We start from the raw sequence: 22984 nt of genomic DNA, 5'->3' as shown, positions 1-22984 counted from the left end.
TTGGCACTTGCGACCTACCTATAAGGGGTAACACTCAAGGGGGATGATCATGGCCGGAGGATGGGCGAAAGACGGCGCTGTCAGTGAACAGATCGAAGCGTCGATCAACGATGAGCTGGCCCGCCTCAAGGCGCGCAAGGCCCCTCAGGGCGAAAGCCGCACCCATTGCGCCGAATGCGAAGAACCGATCCCCGAGGCGCGCCGGCAAGCCTTGCCGGGCGTAAAGCTCTGCATTGATTGCGTGCGCGAACGGGACGGTCTGGCGCAGGCCCGCGGTGGCATCAACCGGCGCGGCAGCAAAGATAGCCAGCTGAAATAGCCAAAAGCAAAACGGGGCGCTGCATCTGCACCGCCCCGACCAATTTCCAAATGGTCTTAAATCCTCGCCGAAGGCATTAAACTCTTACGCCTTCACGCCGGATCAATCCTCCATCGCTTCCAGTTCATCAATGAAACCCGAAATCATCGACAGGCCCTTATCCCAGAACGCGGGGTCAGAGGCATCAAGCCCGAAGGGGGCCAGAAGCTCCTTGTGGTGCTTTGATCCGCCCGCTTTCAGCATATCGAAATACTTGTCCTCAAAACCCGGCTCGCCTTCTTCGTAGACCGCATACAGCGCGTTTACCAAGCCGTCGCCGAAGGCGTAGGCATAGACATAAAAGGGCGAATGGACGAAGTGGGGGATATAGGCCCAGAAGGTCTCGTAGCCGTCCATGAATTCAAACGCTGGCCCAAGGCTCTCGCCCTGCACCGACATCCACAGCGCGTTGATATCGTCTGGTGTCAACTCTCCACCACGGCGGGCGTCGTGCAGTTTGCATTCGAAATCATAAAAGGCGATCTGGCGCACGACCGTGTTGATCATATCCTCGACCTTGCCGGCCAGCAGCACTTTGCGCTCGGCATTAGTTTTGGCGCCGTCCAGCATCTTGCGGAAGGTCAGCATCTCGCCAAAGACAGAGGCGGTTTCGGCCAAGGTCAGCGGTGTGGAAGATAACATCTCGCCCTGACCTGCGGCCAGCACCTGATGCACGCCGTGGCCCAGCTCATGCGCCAGCGTCATCACGTCGCGCGGTTTGCCCAAGTAGTTAAGCATCACATAAGGGTGCACGTCGGTCACGGTGGGGTGGGCAAAGGCACCGGGGGCTTTACCCGGTTTGACGCCTGCATCGATCCATCCTTCGGTAAAGAAGGGGGCCGCGATTTCGCCCATACGGGGATCGAAGGCGTTATAGGCGTCCATGACGGTCTTTTCGGCCTGTTCCCAGCTGACGGTTTTGGGATCTTCCATCGGTAGGGGGGCGTTGCGGTCCCAGACCTGCATGGTGTCGAGGCCCAGCCATTTGCGTTTCAGCTCGTAGTAGCGGTGGCTGAGCTTGGGGTAGGCGTTGACCACCGCATCGCGCAATGCTTCGACCACCTCGGGCTCAACGTGGTTTGACAGGTGGCGGCCGGTTTGCGGTGTGGGCATCCCGCGCCAGCGGTCGATGACCTCTTTTTCCTTGGCTTGCGTGTTATGCACGCGGGCAAAGGTCCGGATATTGGCCTGAAACACATCTGCCAATTCGCGCGCCGCGGCTTCGCGCAGATCACGCGACGGGTCGGTCAGCAGGTTCAGCACGCCTTCGATGTTCAGCGGCTCGTCGTTTACCTCGAATTCCAGGCCGGCGATGGTCTCGTCAAACAGACGTTCCCATGCGTCGCCGACGACGCCCAGATCATGCAGGAACTTTTCCATCTCGTCGGAAAGCTGGTAATCTTTCATCGCGCGGATACGGTCGAACACCGGCTTATACCGCGCCAGATCCGCTTTTTGGCTCAGCAGGTTGGCAAGGTGATCATCCTCCAGCCGGTTCAGCTCCAGCGTGAAGAACACCAGCGGCGTGGTAAAGTTGGTGATCTTCTCCTGCGCGTCCGACATGAATTTTGCACGGCCGGAATCGGTGGTCAGCTGGTAATAGCGCAGCCCCGCGTAAGACATGATGCGCCCGGCGATCTGGTTGATCTTCTCATTGCGCAGCACACAGTCCAGCAATTCGTTCGCATCCAGTTCGGCCAGTTTGCCTTCGTAATCTTCGGCAAAGCTGCGGCAGGCCTCTTCAAGCCAGTCCAGATCGCGCTTGAGCTCGGGGGCGTCTTCACCGGTGTACAGATCGTCAAGATTCCACTCAGGCAGCTTGCCGAAGGCAGAGGCCCCGGAACCGGCGTTGGCATCAAGGACGGGGACGGGCAGTTGAAACATGAAAAACCTCTTTTTGACGTTAAATCTACCTAAGCACGGGTCCGCGGCAAAGCAAGGCGATGGCAGCGCGGATTAGCCGTAAATCCGCAGCATTTCTTCAAGATCGGCCAATGTGTTGGCGTCTTGCAGGGGCTTGTCCTGCCGCCAGCGCAGCATCCGCGGAAAGCGCAAGGCGACGCCTGATTTATGCCGCGTGCTGCGCTGGATGCCTTCGAAGGCGATCTCGAACACATGATGCGGGGTGACCTTGCGCACGGGACCAAACCGTTCGAGCGTATTCTTACGCACCCAAGCCGTGATCTTGCGAAACTCGGCATCCGTCAGGCCGCTATAGGCTTTGGTAAAGGGCACCAGATCATTGCCGTTCCAGACCGCAAAGGTGAAGTCTGTGAACAGGTTGGCGCGTCGTCCTGATCCGGATTGGGCATAGATCATCACCGCATCGATGGTCAGCGGGTCCAGCTTCCATTTCCACCAATCGCCCTTCTTACGCCCCGCCAGATAGGGGCTGTCGGCACGTTTCAGCATGACCCCTTCGGCCTGCGCGTCGCGTGCCGTGGCGCGTTGGTCGGCCAGCGCATCCCATGTGGGGAAGGTCAGTTGCGGCGACAGGCGGATCGGCGCATCGTCGGGCAGGGCGGCGCAGGCCTGTTCCAGCAGCGCACGGCGCTCGGCGAAGGGGCGGGAGCGAATATCTTCGCCCTGCCATTCCAGCAGGTCGTAGGCGTGCAGCACCACCGGGGCTTCGGCCAGCAGTTTCTTCGGCACGGTCTTGCGGCCAATGCGGGCTTGCAGCGCATTGAAGGAGGATGGCGCAGGCTGTCCGTCAGGCCAGACCAGCAGCTCGCCGTCCAGAACTGTGCCGTCGGGCATGAAGTCCACTGCACGGGCGAGCTCGGGGAAGCGGTCGGTCATCAACTCTTCACCGCGCGACCAGACGAAATAGGCACCGTCCCGCAGGATCAACTGGCCGCGGATGCCGTCCCATTTCCATTCGGCACGCCAGTCTTGCGGATCCCCCAGCTCTTGCGGCCCGGCTTCCAGCCCATAGGCCAGATAGAAGGGATAGGGGCGCGATGCGTCGGCAGAGGCATCCTCTGCCTCTACCAGCCCATGCCATGTGGTATCGTCGGGGTGCCAGTTGCCCATGAGGCGATGCGCAAGCTCGGGTTCGGGTTTGCCCGTGGCACGAGACAGGGCGCGGGTCATCAGCTTTTGGCTGACGCCCACCCGAAACCCGCCGGTGATCAGCTTGTTGAAGATAAATCGTTCGGTCCCGCCAAGCGTCGCCCATGCGTCAAGGACAAAGGCTTTTCGGGCCTCTTCATCCTGCGTGTAAATCTCGCGCAGTGCCGCTATCCACGCGGCAAGCGGTTGATCATCCTGCGTCGGGTTGGGGGGCAGAACGAGCGTGATCGTCTCGGCCAGATCGCCAACGATGCTGTAGCTTTCCTCGAACAGCCACAGGGGGATGTTCGCGCGCTCGGCGGCCCATTCGCGCAGCTTGGTGGTGGTGACGGCGCGTTTGGGGCGGCGGCCGGAAAACAGGGCGATGGTCCATAGCCGGTCGTCATCCGGTGCCGCGCTAAAATAATCGGCCAGTGCGGCGACTTTCACTGTCGTCTTGGTGCTTTGGTCGATGGCGTTGAACAGCGCGGCAAACCGTTTCATTCGCTTGCGTCCTTATCCAGGGATTCTCCTTCGAACTGGGTGGGAACGACCTGCGCTTGCCAACCGCTATCGGCCAGAAACCGGCTGAAGACATCGGTGTAACCATGTGTCACATATATGTTTTCGGCTTCGGTTGCTCTGATCGCGGACAGCAGCCCATCCCAGTCCGCATGGTCCGAGATGATAAAGCCGCGATCACCCGCACGGCGTCGACGTACACCTCGCACGGCCATCCATCCGCTGGCAAAGGCGGTTTCCTGCGGGCCGAATTTCTTGGACCATGCACTGCCCAAGGCACCGGGTGGGGCCAGCACAATCGCGCCGGGGTGATCCTTGGGCTTCAGATCCGCATCGGCGAGGATCGTGTCGGGCAGGGTGATCCCCTGATCACGCATGACGCGGTTGGTGTTCTCGGTCGCCGTGTGGGTCAGGATCGGGCCGATGTCGGGGTCGAGCATCGATAGCAAACGTTGTGCCTTACCCAAGGCATAAGCCCCTAGAAACGCCGTTTTGCCCTGCGCCGCGCAGCCTGCCCACCATGCGTTGATCTCTGCCGCCACGGCAGTTTGCTCGGCCCAGCGAAACACCGGCAGGCCAAAGGTGCTTTCGGTGATGAAGTGATGACACCTCACCGGCTCGAACGGGTCGGACAGCCCGTCATCGACCACCTTGTAATCGCCCGAGGCAACCCAGACCTCGCCGTCGACCTCAACGCGTATCTGGGCGGAGCCGGGGACGTGGCCGGCGGGGTGAAACGATACCTGCGCCCCGCCGATCTGCCGCACCTCGCCATATGCGATGCCGTCAGCGGTAATATCGCCCAAACGATGGCGCATGACGGGCAGGGCGATGTCGGTGGCAAGGTAACGGTTCATGCCCCAGCGGGCGTGATCGGAATGCCCGTGGGTGATCAGAGCGCGGTCCACAGGCCGCCACGGGTCGATATAGAAATCACCCGCGGGGCAATAAATGCCGTTTTCGTTGAATGTCAGAACAGGTTGCTTGGCCATGCGCATAAGCTAGCGGGGCGCGCGCGTTTGAACAGGGTGAGCAAGAAAATCCTCGCGGATGCCAGGTTTTACGCTTAAATAACAGTAGGTTGTACGCGGAAGTTCATCTCGCGATCCGCGCTACTTTTTGGCGTTTCCAAAGAACAGGGCCGCCATCTCATCCACCGCTTTGTCGCGGGTGGCGGGGATTTCCATCAGCACTTCGTGCTCTGCGCCGTCAATGATATGCAGCTTGCCGCCTTTCCAAGTCTCCATACGGGCGTGGATGCGGCCCTTGTGCACGATACGTTCGTTGGACCCGAGGAATGTGGCGCAGGGCAGGCTAGGGGCAGCGCGCAGGGACAGATGCTTGGTCTCGGATAAAGCCTCGCGCAGCCAGATAAAGCTGGGCCCGCCCAAAGACAGGTCGGGATGGGCCGCCAGTTGCGTGCGCATCATCTCGTACATCTCGGGGTCGGTGGTGAGCATGTTGTTCTCGAACGGCGCGGTCGAGATATAGGATGCCGCCTGCGTGCCCATGGGCAGCTTGTAGCCCTGACCGATGCGCGGCATCAGGTTGGACAGCCCCGCGGCCACCAGACGCATATGCGGCGCGATATGGATCCCCCACATCGGCGCGGTAAAGGCGGCGGCCTGCACCGACAGACCCTCCATACAGGCGCGCAGGCCGATGGCCCCGCCCATGGAGTGCGCCAGCAGGAAATACGGGCGCGGCAGTTGCAAGGCGCGGGCTGTCCGCATCATGGCCGCCACGTCTTTTTGATAGTCAGAGAAGACATCGACATGGCCGATGTTACGGTCGGGGATCAACCGGTCCGACAGACCTTGCCCCCGCCAATCGATCGCCATGACCGCCAGCCCCTTTTTCGCAAAGGCGCTTGCGGTCATCGCATATTTTTCCACGTATTCGGTGCGGCCGGGGAAAAGCAGCACGGTGCCCTTTGCCCCGTCCAGCGGCCAATGCGCGACGCGCAGCTTTTTACCATCCGATGTCTCGGCCCAATGCGCCTGACCCGTTTCGGGCAGCGGCGCAATGTCGGTGAAAAAGGGCGCGGTTTCCAGCATATTAGGAGAGGACGGACGCCAGCTTCATCGCCATGCCCATGTCGCCGTCAATCTTGAGCTTGCCGCTCATGAAGGCACCGGTCGGGTTGGTGTCGCCGGACAGGATCGCCTGGAAAGTTTCTGCGTCAGCAGAAAGGGTTACATCCGCTTCTTCATCCGCGGCGCGTGCGCCGGTCGAATCCATCATGACAGTGCCTTCGTCTTCGATGTCGAACTTGGCTGTGCCGTCAAAGTCGGCCCCCGCCAGTTTTTCGTTCAGCACTGTTACAGCTTGGTTCACAATATCGCTCATCATAGGCCCTTTTCTTGGCAAATGGTGCCGACACGTCTGGAATTGTGGCGGCAGCCTGTTACATTCACTCTTGTTATGGGCAACCGCATCGTCAACCTCAAACATACCGTCGCGGCACTTGGTCTCTGGGTGTTGCTTGGGGGTATAAGTTTCGCGCAAGTGTCGCCCCCCGCGGCGGCGGAATTGCTGCAGGATTTACGCGATGCCCCCGCGGCAGAGGCGGCGCGAATCGAACGTGATGTGCAGCGCGCTTGGGCGCGGTCCGGCTCGGCCGCGATGGATTTGCTGTATTCCCGTGGCCGCGATGCCATGTCAGAGGGGGACACCACCTTGGCGATCGCCCATCTGACAGCTCTGACGGATCACGCCCCTGATTTTGCCGAAGGCTATCATGCCCGTGCACAGGCCTATTTCGCCGCAGGTCTCTATGGCCCTGCAATCGATGATCTGGAAACGACGCTTGCCTTGAACCCGCAGCAGTATAACGCCATCTTCGGTCTGGGGGCGATCCTGCAGGAGTTTGGCGATCTGCGGGCGGCTGCCGATCTCTATCGCCGAGTGTTAAGCATTAACCCTCACCATGATAACGCGCAAAGGGCGCTCGACGGGCTGCGGCGCGACGGCATCGGGCGCACGCTTTAACGATCTAAGGAATTTCTGGTGGCAGGTGACAGCAGGGTCGTGGCCGTTTTGGGCCCGACCAATACAGGCAAGACGACCTATGCAATCGAACGGATGTTGGCGCATCGCACGGGGGTGATCGGGCTGCCGCTGCGTTTGCTGGCGCGCGAGGTCTATGACCGCATCGTTGCCCTGCGTGGCCCGTCCATCGTGGCACTGGTCACGGGCGAGGAACGGATCGTGCCGCCACGCACCCAATATTGGGTCTGCACCGTCGAGGCGATGCCCGAAGGCATGGGCGCTGATCTGGTTGCGGTCGATGAAATCCAGCTTTGTGCGGATCCAGAGAGGGGGCATGTCTTTACCGACCGTCTTTTGCGTGCGCGCGGTCAACACGAGACGCTTTTCATGGGGTCCGACACCATGCGCGGCTCAATCGCGGCGCTGGTGCCAGAGGCGCAGTTCATCCGGCGTGAGAGAATGTCCGAATTGATCTATTCTGGTCAGAAAAAGATAAGCCGGATGCGTCCGCGCAGTGCGATCGTCGGGTTTTCGGTTGAGAATGTATATGCGATTGCAGAGCTGATCCGGCGTCAAAAGGGCGGTGCGGCGGTGGTTATGGGCGCGCTCAGCCCGCGCACACGCAACGCGCAGGTCGCCATGTATCAAAATGGCGAGGTCGACTATCTGGTGGCTACGGATGCCATCGGGATGGGGTTGAACCTTGATGTGGACCACGTCGCTTTCTCGGCACTCAGCAAGTTTGACGGGCGTCGGATGCGACCCTTGGCCCCGAACGAACTGGCGCAGATTGCCGGACGGGCAGGGCGCGGGTTCAAGAGCGGTACATTCGGTGTCACGGGCGATGCGTCTCCGCTTGATGATGGTGTCGCGCGGGCCATTATGGATCATCAGTTCACACCGCAGAACAAGCTCAACTGGCGCAACCCCGCGCTGCAGTTCGGGTCCATTGACCGGCTGATCCAGACGCTTGAAATGTCGCCGGACAATGAGCGGTTGTTCAAAGCGCGCGAGGCGGATGATCTGCGGGCGCTCAAGAATCTCGCCGTTGATGCCGAGATCGCGGCGCGCTGTACCGATGGGCCATCGGTGCGCCTATTGTGGGATGTCTGCCGGATTCCCGACTTTCGTGGTATAAGCCATGCAGAGCATGCCAGCCTGCTGGAGCAGATTTTCAACTTTTTGCATCAGCGCGGTTCCATCCCCGACGACTGGCTGGCGCGGCAAATTAAACGCATAGATCGAACCGATGGCGACATTGATGCGTTATCCAAACGATTGGCGTTTATTCGCACCTGGACCTACGTGACACAGCGCAAAGGCTGGACAGGTGACGAAAGCCATTGGCGACACGAGGCGCGTGTCGTAGAAGACAGACTGTCGGATGCGCTGCACGAGCGTCTGACCCAAAGATTTGTAGATCGGCGCACATCCGTGCTTTTGCGCCGGCTAGGACAGAAGGAAGCCATGGTGGCCGAAGTAAACGAGACCGGTGAAGTAACCGTTGAAGGCGAATTTGTTGGCAAGCTGGACGGGTTCCGCTTTCGCCAAGACAAAGGCGCAGGCGTTGCCGAAGATAAAACGATCAAAGCTGCATCGTTGCAGGCGCTGGCTCCTCAGTTCCATTTGCGGGCGGATCGTTTCTACAACGCGCCTGATACAGAGATTGATTTCACAGAGCAGGGCGGCCTCATGTGGGGCAGCTCTGCCGTGGGTAAATTGGTTGCGGGCTCCGATCCGCTGAAGCCCGGTGTCGAGGTCTTCGTCGATGACGTTGCGGGCCCCGAGGTCGCGCAAAAAGTGCAGCGCCGTTTGCAGCATTTCATCGATCGCAAGGTCGCAGCCCTGTTCGAGCCACTGATCGCCCTGTCAAAGGATGAGGCGCTGACTGGTCTGGCCCGTGGCTTTGCCTTCCGCATGGTTGAAAACCTTGGTATTTTGCCCCGCGCTGATGTGGCGGACGAGGTGAAAGCCCTGGATCAGGACGCCCGTGGCGCGCTGCGCAAGCATGGTTTGCGTTTTGGTCAATTCACCATCTTTATGCCGTTGTTGCTCAAGCCCGCGCCGACCCGTTTGCGTCTGGTGCTGTGGTCGATTTCCAAGGGGCTGAACGAATTCCCTGAATCGCCGCCCCCCGGTCTGGTCACCATCCCCGTAGACACCAGCGCGCCTGAAGGTGCTGCGACGATGGCTGGGTACCGCAACGCGGGTGAGCGCGCGATCCGTATCGATATGCTGGAACGTCTGGCCGATATGCTGCGCTCCGAAGATTCGCGCGGCGGGTTCGAGGCGAAGGCCGATATGCTGTCGATCACGGGCATGACGCTTGAACAATTCGCCACGTTGATGGAAGGTCTGGGCTATAAGGCCGAAAAGGCCGAGCGCACCAAGGTGAAAGCCGTTGATACCGTCGTGCCTCACGATGGTGCACCGATGGCTGCCGACAAAGGCGCAGATGCCGAGACGCCCGTGATGGATGTAGCGGACAAGCAACCAGCCGGTGGTATCGTCGAAGATCCGGCGGCTGCTCAGGCGGATGACATCGTGCCCGCAACTGCCGATATGCCCGACGACGGGATCGCCCCGATGGTCGAGGAACTGGCCGAGACACCAGAGGTCGACGACCACATCCCCGACACCCCTGCCGAGGAAAACCCCCAAGGCACAGCGCCTGACGCCGATATCGCGGGTGCCGAGCTTGAGACATATTATGTCTTTACCTGGGGGCGCACGCCCCGTGGCAATGCCCAAGGCCAGCGACGCGGCGGCGGGGATCGTCCACAAGGGAAGGGGAAACCCGGACCGCGTGGCAAGAAGGGTGCACCGCGTGGTGACAAGGGCGGCAAAGCGCAGAAGTTCAGCAGCAAGCCCGCCCGTGCCGAAAAGCCGATCGACCCCGACAACCCATTCGCCGCTGCGCTGATGGGGCTGAAAGACAACAAGTAATTGTCCGAAGCGCCGACAAAGCTGCGGCTTGATAAATGGCTGTGGCATGCGCGGTTTTATAAAACGCGTTCTCTGGCGGCTGCCCGCGTGCAAGCGGGGGCCGTCAGGGTCAACGGCAGCGTCGCGCAAAAGCGTGCGACACTGGTTGTGGTTGGCGACGTGCTGACCTTTGCCATGGGCGACGATGTGCGGGTGATCCAGATAGAGGGCATCGGCACCCGCCGTGGTCCGGCCCCCGAGGCGCAAACGCTTTACACCGATCTGTCCCCGCCGGTCCCCCGATCCGAGAAAAAACAACCTGAAAATCCGGCATTTGAGGGAAAAGGGCGCCCCAGTAAGCGTGATCGCCGCGTGCTTGATCTTTCTCGGGCGCGCCACCTTGAATGATACGCTGTGCTGACGTATCTCCTGCGTTAAACCTGCCATAAAAGATGATGTTATGACCTATATCGTTAACGATGCCTGTATCGCCTGCAAATACACTGACTGCGTTGAAGTATGTCCGGTGGATTGCTTCTATGAGGGCGAAAACATGTTGGTCATTCATCCAGATGAATGCATCGACTGCGGCGTTTGCGAACCTGAATGCCCCGCCGACGCGATCCGCCCCGATACAGAGCCGGACATGGAGAAGTGGGTTGAATTCAACCGCAAATACTCCGAACTGTGGCCCGTGATCATCACCAAGAAGGACCCGCTGCCCGAGGCAGAGGAACGCGATGGTGAAGAAGGCAAGCTCGAGAAGTATTTCTCTGAAGCACCCGGCGAAGGCGGCTAAGCGATTCGCACTTGGATGCATGGGGTCATCACTGCGCGTGACGCCACGTGATCCCCTTTATTTATTCGATTAACACGTATTTGATCGAATCTATGCGGCCCCCCGCTTTCGGGGGGGCTAATTTTGTGATATACCTTGTCGCAAATGATGATACCTACGCGCCAAATCTCAACCGTTTTGTACAGGTTGAACCAGAACATCTGAAGTTATGAAATGAGGCTGACGGCTCTTTGGGCCGGTCGGCCTTTGTCGTTGTGACAGCATATTTACCCATGCGGGCCGTCCCCGCGCCCAAGGAGCCACTGTATGAGCAAGTCGAAGAAGCTAGATTTCCGCCCGAATGAATTCGTTGTTTATCCGGCGCATGGCGTTGGTCAGATCATCTCGGTCGAAGAGCAGGAAGTCGCGGGCATCTCGCTGGAGCTGTTCGTGATCGCGTTCGAGAAAGACAAGATGACGCTGCGGGTGCCCACCCATAAGGCGACAGAAATTGGCATGCGCGCGCTCAGCAGCCCTGACGTGATCAGCCATGCGATGAAAACCCTGAAGGGTAAGGCCAAGGTCAAACGCGCCATGTGGTCGCGCCGTGCGCAGGAATATGAGCAAAAGATCAACTCCGGTGATCTGATCGCCATCGCCGAAGTCGTACGCGACCTGCACCGCACCGACGACCAGCGCGAGCAAAGCTATTCCGAGCGTCAGCTGTATGAAGCCGCGCTTGAGCGTCTGACCCGTGAAGTTGCCGCCGTCGCCGGTGGGGACGAACTGGCGGCCTCCAAGCAGGTCGGTGATGTGTTGGAAAGCCGCGTCGCCGCGGCCTGATCGCAACTGTTAAATTTAGAAAAGCCGCGCCTGATATCATATCGGGCGCGGCTTTTTGGTGTCTGAAGGGCGAGGGGGGCTACGACCCTTGGGTCTTATCCTCTTGGTCAATCCGGTTCAGGAACGCGGTTTCCAGATCCTTTTGCAGCTCTTTCGCGCGCGCCACATAGGCTTTGTTCTCGCTTGGCGGGATGTCAGGGCGCCACAGGGCCGCCAGCTCGCGCACAGACGCACGGTCGTGCGAATAGAACATCCGCTGCGCCTCTGCCGCCTCGTAGTCAGAGAGCCCGAGGTTTTCCAAAACATAGCGCCCCGCCCGAAGCGAGCTGTCGAACATTTCGCGCACGATGTCATTCGCGCCGGCCTGGTATTGTTGGTACACATCCGTTCGGTCATGGGCACGGGTTACGATATGCAGGTCGGGCCGTTCCTTGCGGGCATAGGCGATAAGCTGCAAGGCCGACTTGGGATCATCCAGCGCGACAACCAGAACCTTGGCATCGCGCAGACCGGCCTTGCGCAGAATATCAGCGCGGGTCGGATCGCCCAGAAACGCCTTGAAGCCAAAGCGGCGCATAACGGCGATGGTTTCGGGGTTGTGGTCAAGAACGACGGTGCGAAAGCCACTGGCTTGCACCAGACGGTTCACAATCTGCCCGAAGCGCCCGACACCCGCGATGATCACGGTGCCCTGCTCGTCAATCTCGTCCGCAACGATGGGGCCGGATTTCGTATCCATCCGTTTGCTGATCTGGTCATAGGTGATGAACAGCAGCGGTGTGATCAGCATCGATAGGGCGACGACCAGCAACAATGTCTCGGCCACGTCATTGGGCATGACCCCCGTGGCGACCGAGAAGCTGACCAGCACAAAGCCGAATTCACCCGCCTGCGCCAGACCAAGCGCAAAGAGCCAGCGGTCGCGCCCTTGCAGCTTGAACAGGGTGCCAAGCCCGTAAAGGATCAGGCCCTTCACCAGAATGACCAGCAGCGCCATCCCGACGATGATGATCGTATCGGCGAACAGCAGGTCAAAGTTGATACCCGCCCCCACGGTGATGAAGAACAGCCCCAGCAGCAGCCCTTTGAACGGCTCGAGGTCGGTTTCCAGTTCGTGCCGGAATTCGCTGCTGGCCAGCACCACGCCCGCAAGGAAGGCCCCAAGCGCGGGCGACAGGCCCACCAGCATCATCAGAAAGGAAATCCCGACGACGATCAGCAGGGCCAAAGCGGTATACATCTCGCGCAGCTTGGCAGCGTGGATAAACCGGAAAACGGGGCGGGTGAAAAACACGCCGGTGATGATGATCCCGGCAATGGCACCCAAGGTGACCAGCGTTATGGCCCAGCCCGGCAGACCCTGCACCAGTGAAATCGCCGCCTGCGCGGTTTCCGCACCATGACCCGCCGCCGCAGGACCATGCCCCGAGGCTGCTTCTGCCCCGTGGGCGGCATCCTCGGGGTTCACCGAGATCGATCCGTCGGGCCGCATTTGCGCGGGCAGCTGCGCCACAAGCAGCGGCAGGAACGCGAGGATCGGGATCACCGCGATATCCTGCGTCAGCAGCACCGAAAAGACGGACCGTCCGCCCGCTGTTTGCATCAAACCCTTTTCTGAAAGGGTTTGCAGCACGATCGCGGTGGATGACAGCGACAGCGTGAGACCGATCGCAATCGCCACACCCATCGGCTGGTCATAGGCCATCGCGATGCCCATCAGCGCCGCAGCGCTGAGCACGACTTGCATCCCGCCAAGCCCCAGCAGCCGGTGGCGCATGTTCCACAGGGCGCGGGGTTCAAGCTCTAGCCCGATGAGGAACAGCATCATCACCACACCAAATTCGGCGAAGTGCTGCAAATCCTTGGTTTCCGATCCGACCAGCCCGAAGGCCGGCCCGATCAGGATCCCCGCGGCGAGATATCCCAGCACCGACCCCAGCCCCAGACGCGATGCGATGGGAACCGCAATCACCGCCGCAGCGAGATAGATCGAGGCTTGAAACAGGAAACCTTCCATAAGGGGCATACTTTCTTTGTGTCGGGCAGGCCCCGAGCGGGTCAATCAGGTGGGCAAGGGCCCGTCTCGTTTAAGCTGATCCATAACGATCTGGCTATGCACTTTTGCGACAGCACCATGGGGGAGCAGCACATCATGGATGAGGCGGTTCAGGCTGGGCAGGTCTGCACAATAGACGCGCAGCAAATAATCCGCATCCCCCGTCATCGTCCACGCGCTAACGATTTCGGGGCGGGTGGCCAAAAGCCGCGCAAAACTGGCGGAATGTTCGGGCCCGTGGGTACCCAGATGGACCTGCACAAATCCCTGTACCGTCAGCCCCAACCGTTCGGGGTTGAGCCGGGCCGTATAGCCTTGAATATACCCTTCGGTTTCAAGTCGTTGCCGCCGCCGACCTGCTTGGGACGGGGATAGGTGCAGCTTCTCTCCCAACTCTTGAGCAGTGAGATGCGCGTTCTTTTGCAGCGCCGCCAGCAGGCGTTTATCGATATCATCTAATGTCATGCGGTATTCTCACATAGAATGATAAAACCATGCGTCAACCCCGCGCGAATAGCTAGTCACACTTGTATGTTTGCGCAAAGATAGCGTGGTTCCGGCGATAGACTGCGCACGAACGCTATCAAAGGAGCATCTTATGGGTCCGTTTCCGCATGACGCCGAAAAATCCAAAATCACCGATGAAAACCCGGCCGGCACCGACGGGTTCGAATTCGTCGAGTTCGCCAGCGCCGACCCGCAGGAGCTTCGCGATCTATTTACCCGTATGGGGTATGCCCATGTGGCGAACCACAAAACGCAGAAAATCGAACTCTGGCAGCAGGGGGACATCACATATGTGCTGAACGCCGACCCTGACAGCTTTGCCGCAGGCTTTGTGGCCGAGCATGGCCCCTGTGCGCCGTCGATGGGCTGGCGGGTTGTGGATGCGCAAAAGGCGCTGGATCACGCTGTTGCCAAAGGGGCGGAGGAATATACAGGCGCAGGCAAGGTGCTGGATGTGCCCGCGATCAAGGGGATCGGCGGGTCGTTAATCTACTTTGTGGATCAGTATTACGACACGTCGCCCTATAACGAGGAATACGACTGGATCGCGCAATCCAAACCCGCTGGCGTCGGTTTCTACTATCTCGATCACCTGACGCATAATGTCTTTAAGGGGAACATGGACGTCTGGTTCAAGTTCTACGGCGATCTGTTCAATTTTCGCGAGATCCGGTTTTTCGATATTGAAGGCAAGTTTACCGGCCTTACCTCGCGTGCGCTGACATCTCCCTGCGGCCGCATCCGTATCCCGATCAACGAGGATCGCGACGAGAAGGGGCAGATCGTGGCCTATCTCAAGAAATACAACGGCGAGGGGATCCAGCACATCGCCGTGGGCGCGCGGAACATCTATGATGCGACAGATGCCATTGCGGACAACGGGTTGAAATTCATGCCCGGCCCGCCCGAGACCTACTATAAGATGAGCAAGGATCGCGTCACCGGCCACCAAGAGCCGCTTGATCGGATGAAAAAACACGGCATCCTTATTGACGGGGAAGGGGTCGTCGATGGCGGCGAAACCCGCATTTTGCTTCAGATATTCTCGAAAACTGTCATCGGGCCGATCTTCTTCGAGTTTATCGAGCGGAAAGGGGACGACGGTTTTGGCGAAGGGAACTTCAAGGCGCTGTTCGAGAGCATCGAGCAAGAACAAATCGACAGTGGCGAGCTGAGCGAAGCCTGAAACGACAGAAAGCCGCATCTTCGGATGCGGCTTTTTCATGTAGCGAGCAGTCAGATCTTGCGGGGCTTAGCCGCGGGGCATCTTAAGCACGACATCGCGCCCGCGGCGGTTATACCGCAATTCGGCCTCGCCAATCGCGGAGACGCGGCCGCCATCCAGACGATCCCCGACGGCAACCTTTTGGTACCGCCCGTTGCTCAGCCGGATCAAGGCGCGGCGGCTTGAGGGTTTGCCGTAGACCCCGATCAGATTGATTTGACGCAGTTTGATCGCATTTTTCACAGTTGCCTGCTTCGATACGGAGGCTTTCGACGGCACCGAAGGCTGTACCACCTGTGGCGTGACCGCAGCCGGCGCACTGGCGACCGTCACAGGCGCAGGCTGCGCCCGTTCGGCCCGACGTACGATGCGCGAAAAGTTACCGGGGCGCGTGTCTGGTCGCTTGGACACTTCTGTCGCGTATTGCGTCGCGTTGTTCACGGGCTCTTGCGGCAAGGCGGCTTTGATCGCGGCGGCTGCGGCCTCTGCTGCGGCGTCAACCTCGGCTTGTTTGGCTGCAGCGGCAGCCTTGATGACGTCGGCGCTGCGCAGGGTCGGGCGGAACGCGGCAAGCTCGTTGCGGGTCACCCCGCCCAGATTGGCGCGCTCGTTCTGTTCGGGCAGATCCTCGGGGCGCAGCTTGGGGCGAAAGCCGAGCAGGGCGGCAACAACCGTATCCTCAACCTCTTCCTCTTCGACCGCACCGGGGCGGGCGAGGGTCGCCGGGGGCACACGGGCCGGTTGCCCGGCGAAAACCAAAACCCCATCCGCGTTCAACGTGCCATTCGGACTTGGAACAACCAGACCACGATCATCCAGCGTGAACGACGTGCCCGCCGCCGCCGGAGGGGCCGAACTGATATCGACCGTATCCCCGCCAAAGGACGCGAGCGTCGGCAGTGCAACAGCGTCATTCGAGGTGCTGACGGGATCGATGCTGGTCATGAACAGATCATCCAGCGTCACCATCGACGGCGCTTTTGGTGTCTTTGGCGCGATGGCCCAGATGCCGGTTGTCGCGTATTTCGCTTCGATTTCCTGCGCGGTCAGCTCGCGTGGTTGCAGCTGCTGTGGCACGCGCATCGCGTCCAAAACCGCACCGTCCTCATCGCTGAGCGTGGGATCAAGCGCGGCGACAGTGGTGTCAGCCGTGTTCTCGGGCGGGGTCTGCGGTACGATGGGGTCCTCGCGGCTTTCCACCTGCTGTTTGACCACCGGCTCCGGTGGGGCAGAAGCGGTCTGCGTGGTGTCACGACTGCCAAAAAGCCGCGAAAGCGCTAACCCATCATCAAGGAAGACAGACGCCCAAGCTGCGACGCCCGCGAGGAACACCAGCAAAGCTGCGGTCAGAACCAGCCCCAAAAAGCGCGGCTTGCCTCCGATGGACTGCTCTTTGCGGGCCCCGAAAACGGTCATCTGGTCGACTTCGCTGGCCCCCGTGGCAAGGGCCTTGCCGGGAATGGGGGCCGCTTTTGCGGCAATTGGTTTGGGCGGAGGTGGTGTCGCGCGGGGCTTGCGGCGTTTCAGAAAGCCGAAAGGCGACGACTTGGCAGGTTGTGTGTGTTTGGCACCGGTTAACGAACTGCTATCGGGGACCGGCCCGCCCGTGTGCGACAAGGGCTGCACGCTACCGCGCGCGGCGGCACCCGTAACGATGGGCGCGCTGCGTCGGCTGGAAAAATCCGCGGGGGCTTTCGGTGCGGCAGGTGCCGCGGGCGGGGCTTTGGAGACGGCGGGCGCGGGCTTGGGTGCCGCTGCCGCATTTTTTTCAACAGATGGGGCGGCTGGTTTCTGTACCGCGGGGGCCGATGCCTTTCCAGCTGACGCTTCGGGCGTTTTGGCGCGGGCGGGGGCCGACGCCTTGCTTGGCGGGGGCGTCACCGATGGGGACGCGGGTGCAACGCGAGGGGCGTCAAGCTTTACCGCTTTGGGCGCGGGGGCGTCTGCTGGTTTCTGGCTTGCAGGCTGAGGCGCATCAGCCGTCTTTGCTTCCGGCTTTGCAGCATCAGCCGCCGGAGCATCCAACGTGCTGTCACCCTCCTGCGACGCATCCGCCGTCACATCATCGGCCTTCCCGGGGCTTTCCGTCTCAGCAGCCGTATCATCTTTCGGGGGCGAAGTATCCTCCGGCGGCAGCTCCACATCGCCCAGGATAACGAAAGGCCCTTTGTCACGCTCCACAGAATCGCCCGGCTCCAACCACTTGGGGGCGGAGTCTGTTGGGCCGAAAAACGCCTCGCCGGTAAAATCATGATCGTCGGACTGGGCGGCAAAGCTGACGGGGTGAAAACGATGCTCGGTCGCGAAGGCTTCGGCCTCGGCCAGTGTTTCGCGGGCGACGGCGGCGATATGCGTGCGGGGGCCGTCATTGCTGATGTCAAAGACCAGATCTTCGACGGCATAGGGCGTCGCGCCATCAAGCGCCACCTCGGCCTGTTCGCGCCGCGCCTGATCGCTAAGCCCCGCGGTGTCGATCGTCATGTATTTGATTTGATCGTTCGGAATCAGCAGCTTACTGCGCAGGCCGCTCGGCTCTAGCGCGGTGGCGGTGCTGCGCAAGGCGGCTAGTTGGGCGGCCATATCCTCGGCGTCGACGGCCACTTCGCCCACCTGCCGCCATCCATCAGGGGCGCGGTGCAGTAGGCGAATACCTTCGAAGGAGAGAGACAGTGCAAAATTGGGCTTCATTGGAACGCTTTTGACTAGAGGCATTGGGACGGTGGGACATTCGGACGGCAGCAGATTGCCAATACCATGCGGATCGCCTGCAAAACAGAGCGCCCGTTCACAGCAAAAGAATAGAGCAGTAGTTTGCTCATGAAAAGAGTGGAGCGCAGAGGAGGCTTGCGGCAACTTAGGCGGGAGGTCACATATGTTGCCAAGGAATATCACAGTAAAAAAAGGTCATGAATATGCGAATGTTGAAAATTGCCGCGATCGTCTGCGCCGGTTTCGCGTCAGGGGCGTTGGCGCAACAAACGCCGCAGGGGATCACCGTGAATGGCGAGGGCATTGTATCGCTTGCCCCTGATACCGCGACGATCCGCTTGGGCGTGAGCGAGCGGGCGGCCTCTGCCTCGGACGCAATGGCGCAGACGTCTGAAAAAGTGCGCGGCATTCTAGACCAATTGGACACATTGAAGATCGCGGGCCTCGACCGTCAGACCAGCGGGCTTTATCTGCGGCCCGTCTATGACAATCGCCCCCGCGAAGATGCGTCCCCGGTGGAAGTATCGGGCTATGAGGCGGGCAACACCGTCAGTGTGACGGTTCGCGATCTGAGCAAACTTGGGCAACTTCTGGACGCGGTCGTGGCCGAGGGCGCGAATGATTTCAACGGCTTGCAATTCGGATTGCAGGATAATGCAGCGGCGCTGGCCAAGGCCCGAGAGAGGGCCGTTGAGGATGCGATGGCGCGTGCGCAGCAGCTTGCTGATGCCGCTGGCGTTAAGCTTGGTAAACTCACCAGCATGTCCGAATCGAGTCAGGGTTTCCGCCCGATGGAAATGCGGGGTGCCCAGATGAAAACTATGGATATGCCCATAGAGACCGGAGAGATCGACATCAGCGCGCAAGTCACGCTGCAGTTCGAAATCGCCGAGGCTGACTAACCCTCTGCTGCCTCGCGGCATTTGAAGGTTTGAATGGGTAAACATACCCCCGCCGAAGGGTTGCTTTGGCGGGGGTCCTTTATAGGTCGTAGCTTAAGCCGTCGCTTTGGACAGCGCTTGATCTAGATCGGCGATCAGGTCGGCGGCATCCTCTGTCCCGATGGAAACGCGCACAACATTCGCGCCGGCGCCCGCGGCTTCTTGCTGCTCGGGGCTAAGCTGACGGTGCGTGGTGGAGGCAGAGTGGATGATCAGCGACCGGGTGTCGCCAAGATTTGCGACATGGCTGAAAATCTCCAACGCATTTACCAATTTGACGCAGGCGTCGTATCCGCCCTTCACCGCAAAGGTGAACAACCCGCCGGCCCCTTTGGGGCAAACGCTTTTCGCACGCTCGAAATAGGGCGAGGATTCCAGCCCCGCATAGGTGACATAGTCGACGCGGTCATCATTCTCGAGCCAAGCCGCGATTTTCTGGGCGTTTTCTACGTGGCGTTCCATGCGCAGCGAAAGTGTCTCTGTCCCCATCAGCGTGTAATGCGCAGCCTGCGGGTTCATCGTCATGCCAAGATCCCGCAAACCGATGGCGATGCCGTGGAAGGTAAAGGCCAAGCCGCCAAAGGTCTCGTGAAAGTTAAGACCGTGGTAAGCAGGTTCCGGTTGGCTCAGCGACGGGAATTTATCATTCGCGGACCAATCGAACTTGCCTGAATCCACAATACAGCCGCCTGTTACCGTGCCGTTGCCGGTCAGGTATTTCGTCGTCGAATGTACCACCAGAGTCGCGCCAAGTTCGATTGGGCGGCACAGGTAGGGTGTCGCGGTTGTGTTGTCGATGATCAGCGGAACGCCTGCCGCATCCGCCACGTCGGCAATGGCACGCACGTCCATGATGTAGCCGCCAGGATTGGCAATGGCTTCGCCAAAGATCGCACGGGTATCGTCGTCAACCGCTGCTTTCACGGCATCAACGTCGTCAAAGTCGACAAACTTGCAAGACCAACCGAAACGTTTGATCGTTTGGCTGAACTGCGTCACCGTGCCCCCATATAGACGGGTAGAGGCGATAATATTTTTGCCCGGCCCCATCAGCGGGAACAATGCCATGATCTGTGCCGCGTGCCCGGAAGAGCAACACACGGCACCAACGCCCCCCTCAAGCGTGGCGATGCGTTCCTGCAAGACAGCAACGGTCGGGTTCGTCAGGCGGGAATAGATGAACCCCACCTCTTGCAGGTTGAACAACGCCGCCGCGTGGTCCGCATCGCGAAACACATAGGCCGTGGTCTGGTAGATCGGCGTCTGCCGCGCACCGGTCGCCGGATCAGGTTTGGCCCCTGCGTGTATCTGCAGGGTATCAAAACCATAGTTGGGGCTATCTGTCATCGTTGTTCTCCCTAAAATTGTCTTCAATATGGTTAGGTGAACCGATGTGAACGCACAAGCTGTAGGTCGCTTCTGTCACGCTTAGGAGGTTGTTTACCGACTCGGATGAAATGCGGTCGACGCTACCGCATCCAGTAGCCGTTTGATTTCAAACGATTCCGAATAGCCTGCTCTTTGCGCGGCAAGTTGTCCTGATCAAAGAGAGCCCGCGCCTTGCGACCGCGGCCTTGATAGACCATCCGCTTGATCGGCTCCGAACCCTTTAAAACTTTCTTCAGTTTATTTGGTGCTGCAATCGTTTCTAAAGTGTCAACGACGTGGTCCGGTTCGCGTGCGTAAAGCAACGGCAGCAGGCGATAGTGGCAGCTAACAGACCCGTCAATCAGCCCGTCGGGCAAGGTATCGCGCCCCCCACCAAGCGCATGAATAACCAGCGGCAACGCGACTTGGTCAAGCCAAGGGTCAAAAGACTGCGCGCACAGCTCTTCCGGCGCGTCATCGCGGATCGCCAGCGCATAGTGTAAAAACTTTTCACCAAATTCGTGAGGGCAGCGATAGAAAAAGAAGCCCGCGTTGAAATACAGATACCGTTGCCAATAATCGTCGGGTTGAGACAGGTCGAGGCTGCTGTCAAAATCTAGGTCAAACTTGTCATAAAGGGATTTCCACAGACCGGCGTATTGTGGTCCGTACAGCTGGGGAACAGGCCATGTGTTTGTCCGCCGCATGGATGCCATCGGGCGGTCAAAGTCGAAGGGAACCGACATCAGGTCGCCAGTGATCAACGTGTCCGTATCGAAGAAAACGAAGGGCTCAGCTTTTGGAAGCGCATTGAGCATTTCGATTTTATTTCCATATGGATAGCTCTCGCCGAAGTGCTTTGTGTCAAACGGGATCACCTCTGCGCCAAGGTTGTGGAGCGCGCTGATAACATCGGGGTTCTTGATTCGTGGATCATGCGACCAAAGCGGGCCGGGCTGAGGCTCCATCACATAGAGGTTGCCCGAAAAATGGGGGCTGTGGTGGCGCAGCGATGCGGCAAACAACAAAGCCTCATAAGCCAGCCGCCCGTGTTGCCCGACGATCGCGATGTTGAAAGCCTGATCCGGCCGGGAAGCATGGGACACGGGTCACCCCTATCATTTCGTATGCGTTCTAAATGCATAAGATGTGTCACAAATTCACATCGGAACACAATGTATCAAACGGCTGTGCCGCTATACTTGAGGATAGTCGAAAAGGGGAAAGTGGTGGGCGACCCTGGAATCGAACCAGGCGTGCGTCTCCGCGAGGGAGTTACAGTCCCCTGCCACACCTTGCGGCCTGTCGCCCACTTTCACCCTGTGCATTGCACCGGATGTGAAGGCGTGATTACAAGCGGGCAGTATAGGCGTCAAGGCGAAAACCGGCGCGAAATGCAGGGAATTTTACCTTGCGATGAAAGATAGAAGGTTCGGCGATGAAAAAACCTAAGTGGGTTGTGCAAAAAGAGCAGGAAAAGAAGGCGGATGCGAACCAAACAGTTTGGTTGTTTGGCCTTCATGCGGTGCGCGACGCGCTGGAAAATCCCGCGCGTGAAAAGATTAAGCTGATGGTGACGCCGAATGCTCAGATCAAGCTGGAAGAGGCGATTGCCAAAGCCGGCATTGAACCAGAGGTCGTTGATCCGCGAAAATTCCGCCCGCCGCTGGACCCCGGGTCGGTGCATCAAGGAGCCGTACTAGAGGTCAAACCTCTGAGTTGGGGGGCGCTCAAGGATGTCTGCATCGGGGCTGAAGCACCACGCGTGTTGCTGCTGGATCGGGTGACAGACCCCCATAACGTTGGTGCAATTCTGCGGTCCGCAGAGGTATTAGGCGCATCGGCGGTTGTGGGCATGCGTCATCACGCTGCGCCCGAGACCGGGGCGCTTGCGAAAACAGCGAGCGGCGCGCTGGAGCGGCAGCCGTATTTGCGTGTCCGGAACCTAGCCGACGCGATCAAGGAGCTGCAATCGATGGGGTATCTTGTTCTTGGTCTGGACGGCGAAGCCGATATGACCGTCGAATCTGCACTGGAGGGGAAGCGCGACCGTCCGGTGGCGCTTGTGCTGGGGGCCGAAGGGCCAGGTCTGCGTGAAAAAACCAAAGAAACCGTCGATGCGCTGGTCCGAATCGACGCAGGGGGTGGGTTCGGTTCGCTAAACGTGTCAAATGCAGCGGCAATCGCGCTATATGCGTCGCGGGATCACAGCTGAGCATAATTGCATGAATTACCCGACAAAAATCGCGACATGCTGTTTTTGCGGCAGCAAGGCAGCGCTGACATTGGGGGCAGGGCGGCACGAGCTGGCTTGCGCACAATGCGGCGCACCATTGCATGATCTGAAACAAATTCCGCTCCCTCGCGATTCTGAAAAGCCCAATACCAGCGGCAGGCCTGCGGCGGGGCTGCGGAAATTTGCACATGCCCAAGCGACAGCTGCTATTCGCAAGCCTAAGCATCGAAAAGTGAAGAAAAAGAAAACCTGGATCACAAAGATCGCGAGTGAGGTCGCGGATGTGATCGACGATATATTTGACTAGTTTACGCTGTCAGAAGCGAGATTCGGCGGAAAATGGCTGGCGCATTCATCGTTTCTTCACGGATTTGTCACATGCTCTTTGAATGGAGCAAATCGTTCCTACCTATCGTGTATGACGGCGAGTTTGGAACTCTCGCCGATCACCTAACTGTCCCTCGTTCCATACCT

At 59.5% G+C, this 22984-nt stretch carries 20 protein-coding genes and 1 tRNA gene; 10 read left to right on the top strand and 11 right to left on the bottom strand.

The features are described 5' to 3' along the window. Nucleotides 1-49: 49 nt before the first annotated feature. A complete protein-coding gene (locus tag ABM428_RS11845; protein WP_005849195.1) occupies nucleotides 50-319 on the top strand; it encodes a DksA/TraR family C4-type zinc finger protein in 270 nt (89 codons plus the stop codon). A 102-nt stretch (nucleotides 320-421) separates the two neighbouring features. Here ABM428_RS11845 and ABM428_RS11840 read toward each other — a convergent pair whose 3' ends face one another. From ABM428_RS11840 to ABM428_RS11820, 5 genes are all read right to left on the bottom strand, one after another. After that, on the bottom strand, nucleotides 422-2242 hold the full coding sequence (locus ABM428_RS11840; RefSeq protein WP_005849193.1) for a M3 family oligoendopeptidase: 1821 nt from the start codon (nucleotides 2240-2242) through the stop codon (nucleotides 422-424). Between the two features lie 72 nt (nucleotides 2243-2314). Next, nucleotides 2315-3913 (bottom strand): ATP-dependent DNA ligase, encoded by a 1599-nt coding sequence (locus ABM428_RS11835; protein WP_132997375.1) that lies wholly within the window; start codon nucleotides 3911-3913, stop codon nucleotides 2315-2317. Further along, nucleotides 3910-4929 carry a ligase-associated DNA damage response exonuclease gene (locus tag ABM428_RS11830; RefSeq protein WP_132997374.1) on the bottom strand — a complete coding sequence of 340 codons (1020 nt, stop codon included), beginning with the start codon at nucleotides 4927-4929 and terminating at the stop codon, nucleotides 3910-3912. The genes ABM428_RS11835 and ABM428_RS11830 overlap by 4 nt, the downstream gene beginning before the upstream one ends. A 114-nt stretch (nucleotides 4930-5043) precedes the next feature. Beyond that, on the bottom strand, nucleotides 5044-5988 hold the full coding sequence (locus tag ABM428_RS11825; RefSeq protein WP_064215649.1) for an alpha/beta fold hydrolase: 945 nt from the start codon (nucleotides 5986-5988) through the stop codon (nucleotides 5044-5046). 1 nt (nucleotide 5989) lies between these two features. Further along, on the bottom strand, nucleotides 5990-6280 hold the full coding sequence (locus ABM428_RS11820; RefSeq protein WP_037944601.1) for an SCP2 sterol-binding domain-containing protein: 291 nt from the start codon (nucleotides 6278-6280) through the stop codon (nucleotides 5990-5992). A 75-nt stretch (nucleotides 6281-6355) separates the two neighbouring features. Here ABM428_RS11820 and ABM428_RS11815 point away from each other — a divergent pair, with 75 nt between their 5' ends. From ABM428_RS11815 to ABM428_RS11795, 5 genes are all read left to right on the top strand, one after another. Then, a complete protein-coding gene (locus tag ABM428_RS11815; protein ID WP_074634787.1) occupies nucleotides 6356-6922 on the top strand; it encodes a tetratricopeptide repeat protein in 567 nt (188 codons plus the stop codon). A gap of 18 nt (nucleotides 6923-6940) precedes the next feature. Next, nucleotides 6941-9868 (top strand): helicase-related protein, encoded by a 2928-nt coding sequence (locus ABM428_RS11810; protein WP_132997373.1) that lies wholly within the window; start codon nucleotides 6941-6943, stop codon nucleotides 9866-9868. After that, nucleotides 9869-10255 carry an RNA-binding S4 domain-containing protein gene (locus ABM428_RS11805; RefSeq protein ID WP_005849182.1) on the top strand — a complete coding sequence of 129 codons (387 nt, stop codon included), beginning with the start codon at nucleotides 9869-9871 and terminating at the stop codon, nucleotides 10253-10255. It abuts the gene before it with no gap. 52 nt (nucleotides 10256-10307) lie between these two features. Beyond that, nucleotides 10308-10646, top strand: coding sequence for a ferredoxin FdxA (gene fdxA, locus ABM428_RS11800; protein WP_005849180.1), 339 nt, complete (start codon nucleotides 10308-10310; stop codon nucleotides 10644-10646). Between the two features lie 306 nt (nucleotides 10647-10952). Continuing rightward, nucleotides 10953-11468 carry a CarD family transcriptional regulator gene (locus tag ABM428_RS11795; protein WP_009825020.1) on the top strand — a complete coding sequence of 172 codons (516 nt, stop codon included), beginning with the start codon at nucleotides 10953-10955 and terminating at the stop codon, nucleotides 11466-11468. 79 nt (nucleotides 11469-11547) lie between these two features. On the opposite strand, the gene ABM428_RS11790 is transcribed toward ABM428_RS11795, so the two are convergent. Continuing rightward, nucleotides 11548-13485 (bottom strand): cation:proton antiporter, encoded by a 1938-nt coding sequence (locus tag ABM428_RS11790; protein ID WP_005854327.1) that lies wholly within the window; start codon nucleotides 13483-13485, stop codon nucleotides 11548-11550. 45 nt (nucleotides 13486-13530) lie between these two features. Continuing rightward, nucleotides 13531-13989 (bottom strand): Lrp/AsnC family transcriptional regulator, encoded by a 459-nt coding sequence (locus tag ABM428_RS11785; protein WP_005854326.1) that lies wholly within the window; start codon nucleotides 13987-13989, stop codon nucleotides 13531-13533. Nucleotides 13990-14122: 133 nt separating this feature from the next. On the opposite strand from ABM428_RS11785, the gene hppD reads away from it, so the two are divergent. Further along, entirely contained in the window at nucleotides 14123-15217 is a 1095-nt protein-coding gene (gene hppD, locus ABM428_RS11780; protein WP_037944596.1) for a 4-hydroxyphenylpyruvate dioxygenase, read from the top strand. 66 nt (nucleotides 15218-15283) lie between these two features. On the opposite strand, the gene ABM428_RS11775 is transcribed toward hppD, so the two are convergent. Beyond that, a complete protein-coding gene (locus ABM428_RS11775; RefSeq protein WP_132997372.1) occupies nucleotides 15284-17944 on the bottom strand; it encodes a hypothetical protein in 2661 nt (886 codons plus the stop codon). Nucleotides 17945-18168: 224 nt separating this feature from the next. On the opposite strand from ABM428_RS11775, the gene ABM428_RS11770 reads away from it, so the two are divergent. Continuing rightward, entirely contained in the window at nucleotides 18169-18867 is a 699-nt protein-coding gene (locus ABM428_RS11770) for an SIMPL domain-containing protein (protein ID WP_240790822.1), read from the top strand. Nucleotides 18868-18960: 93 nt separating this feature from the next. Here ABM428_RS11770 and ABM428_RS11765 read toward each other — a convergent pair whose 3' ends face one another. The 3 genes from ABM428_RS11765 to ABM428_RS11755 form a co-directional block, all read right to left on the bottom strand. Further along, nucleotides 18961-20253, bottom strand: a complete 1293-nt coding sequence (locus ABM428_RS11765; RefSeq protein WP_074634557.1) for an O-acetylhomoserine aminocarboxypropyltransferase/cysteine synthase family protein — start codon at nucleotides 20251-20253, stop codon at nucleotides 18961-18963. 122 nt (nucleotides 20254-20375) lie between these two features. Beyond that, on the bottom strand, nucleotides 20376-21380 hold the full coding sequence (locus ABM428_RS11760) for a hypothetical protein (protein ID WP_132997371.1): 1005 nt from the start codon (nucleotides 21378-21380) through the stop codon (nucleotides 20376-20378). A gap of 121 nt (nucleotides 21381-21501) precedes the next feature. Continuing rightward, a tRNA-Tyr gene (locus ABM428_RS11755) sits at nucleotides 21502-21585 on the bottom strand. Between the two features lie 127 nt (nucleotides 21586-21712). On the opposite strand from ABM428_RS11755, the gene rlmB reads away from it, so the two are divergent. Both rlmB and ABM428_RS11745 read left to right on the top strand, forming a co-directional pair. Continuing rightward, nucleotides 21713-22489, top strand: coding sequence for a 23S rRNA (guanosine(2251)-2'-O)-methyltransferase RlmB (gene rlmB, locus ABM428_RS11750; RefSeq protein WP_037944591.1), 777 nt, complete (start codon nucleotides 21713-21715; stop codon nucleotides 22487-22489). A 10-nt stretch (nucleotides 22490-22499) separates the two neighbouring features. Then, entirely contained in the window at nucleotides 22500-22817 is a 318-nt protein-coding gene (locus tag ABM428_RS11745; RefSeq protein ID WP_132997370.1) for a hypothetical protein, read from the top strand. Nucleotides 22818-22984: the final 167 nt, after the last annotated feature.

Source organism: Sulfitobacter sp. TCYB15, from assembly GCF_040435955.1.
GTDB lineage: Bacteria > Pseudomonadota > Alphaproteobacteria > Rhodobacterales > Rhodobacteraceae > Sulfitobacter > Sulfitobacter pontiacus.
This window is presented reverse-complemented; position numbering and strand designations above follow the sequence as displayed.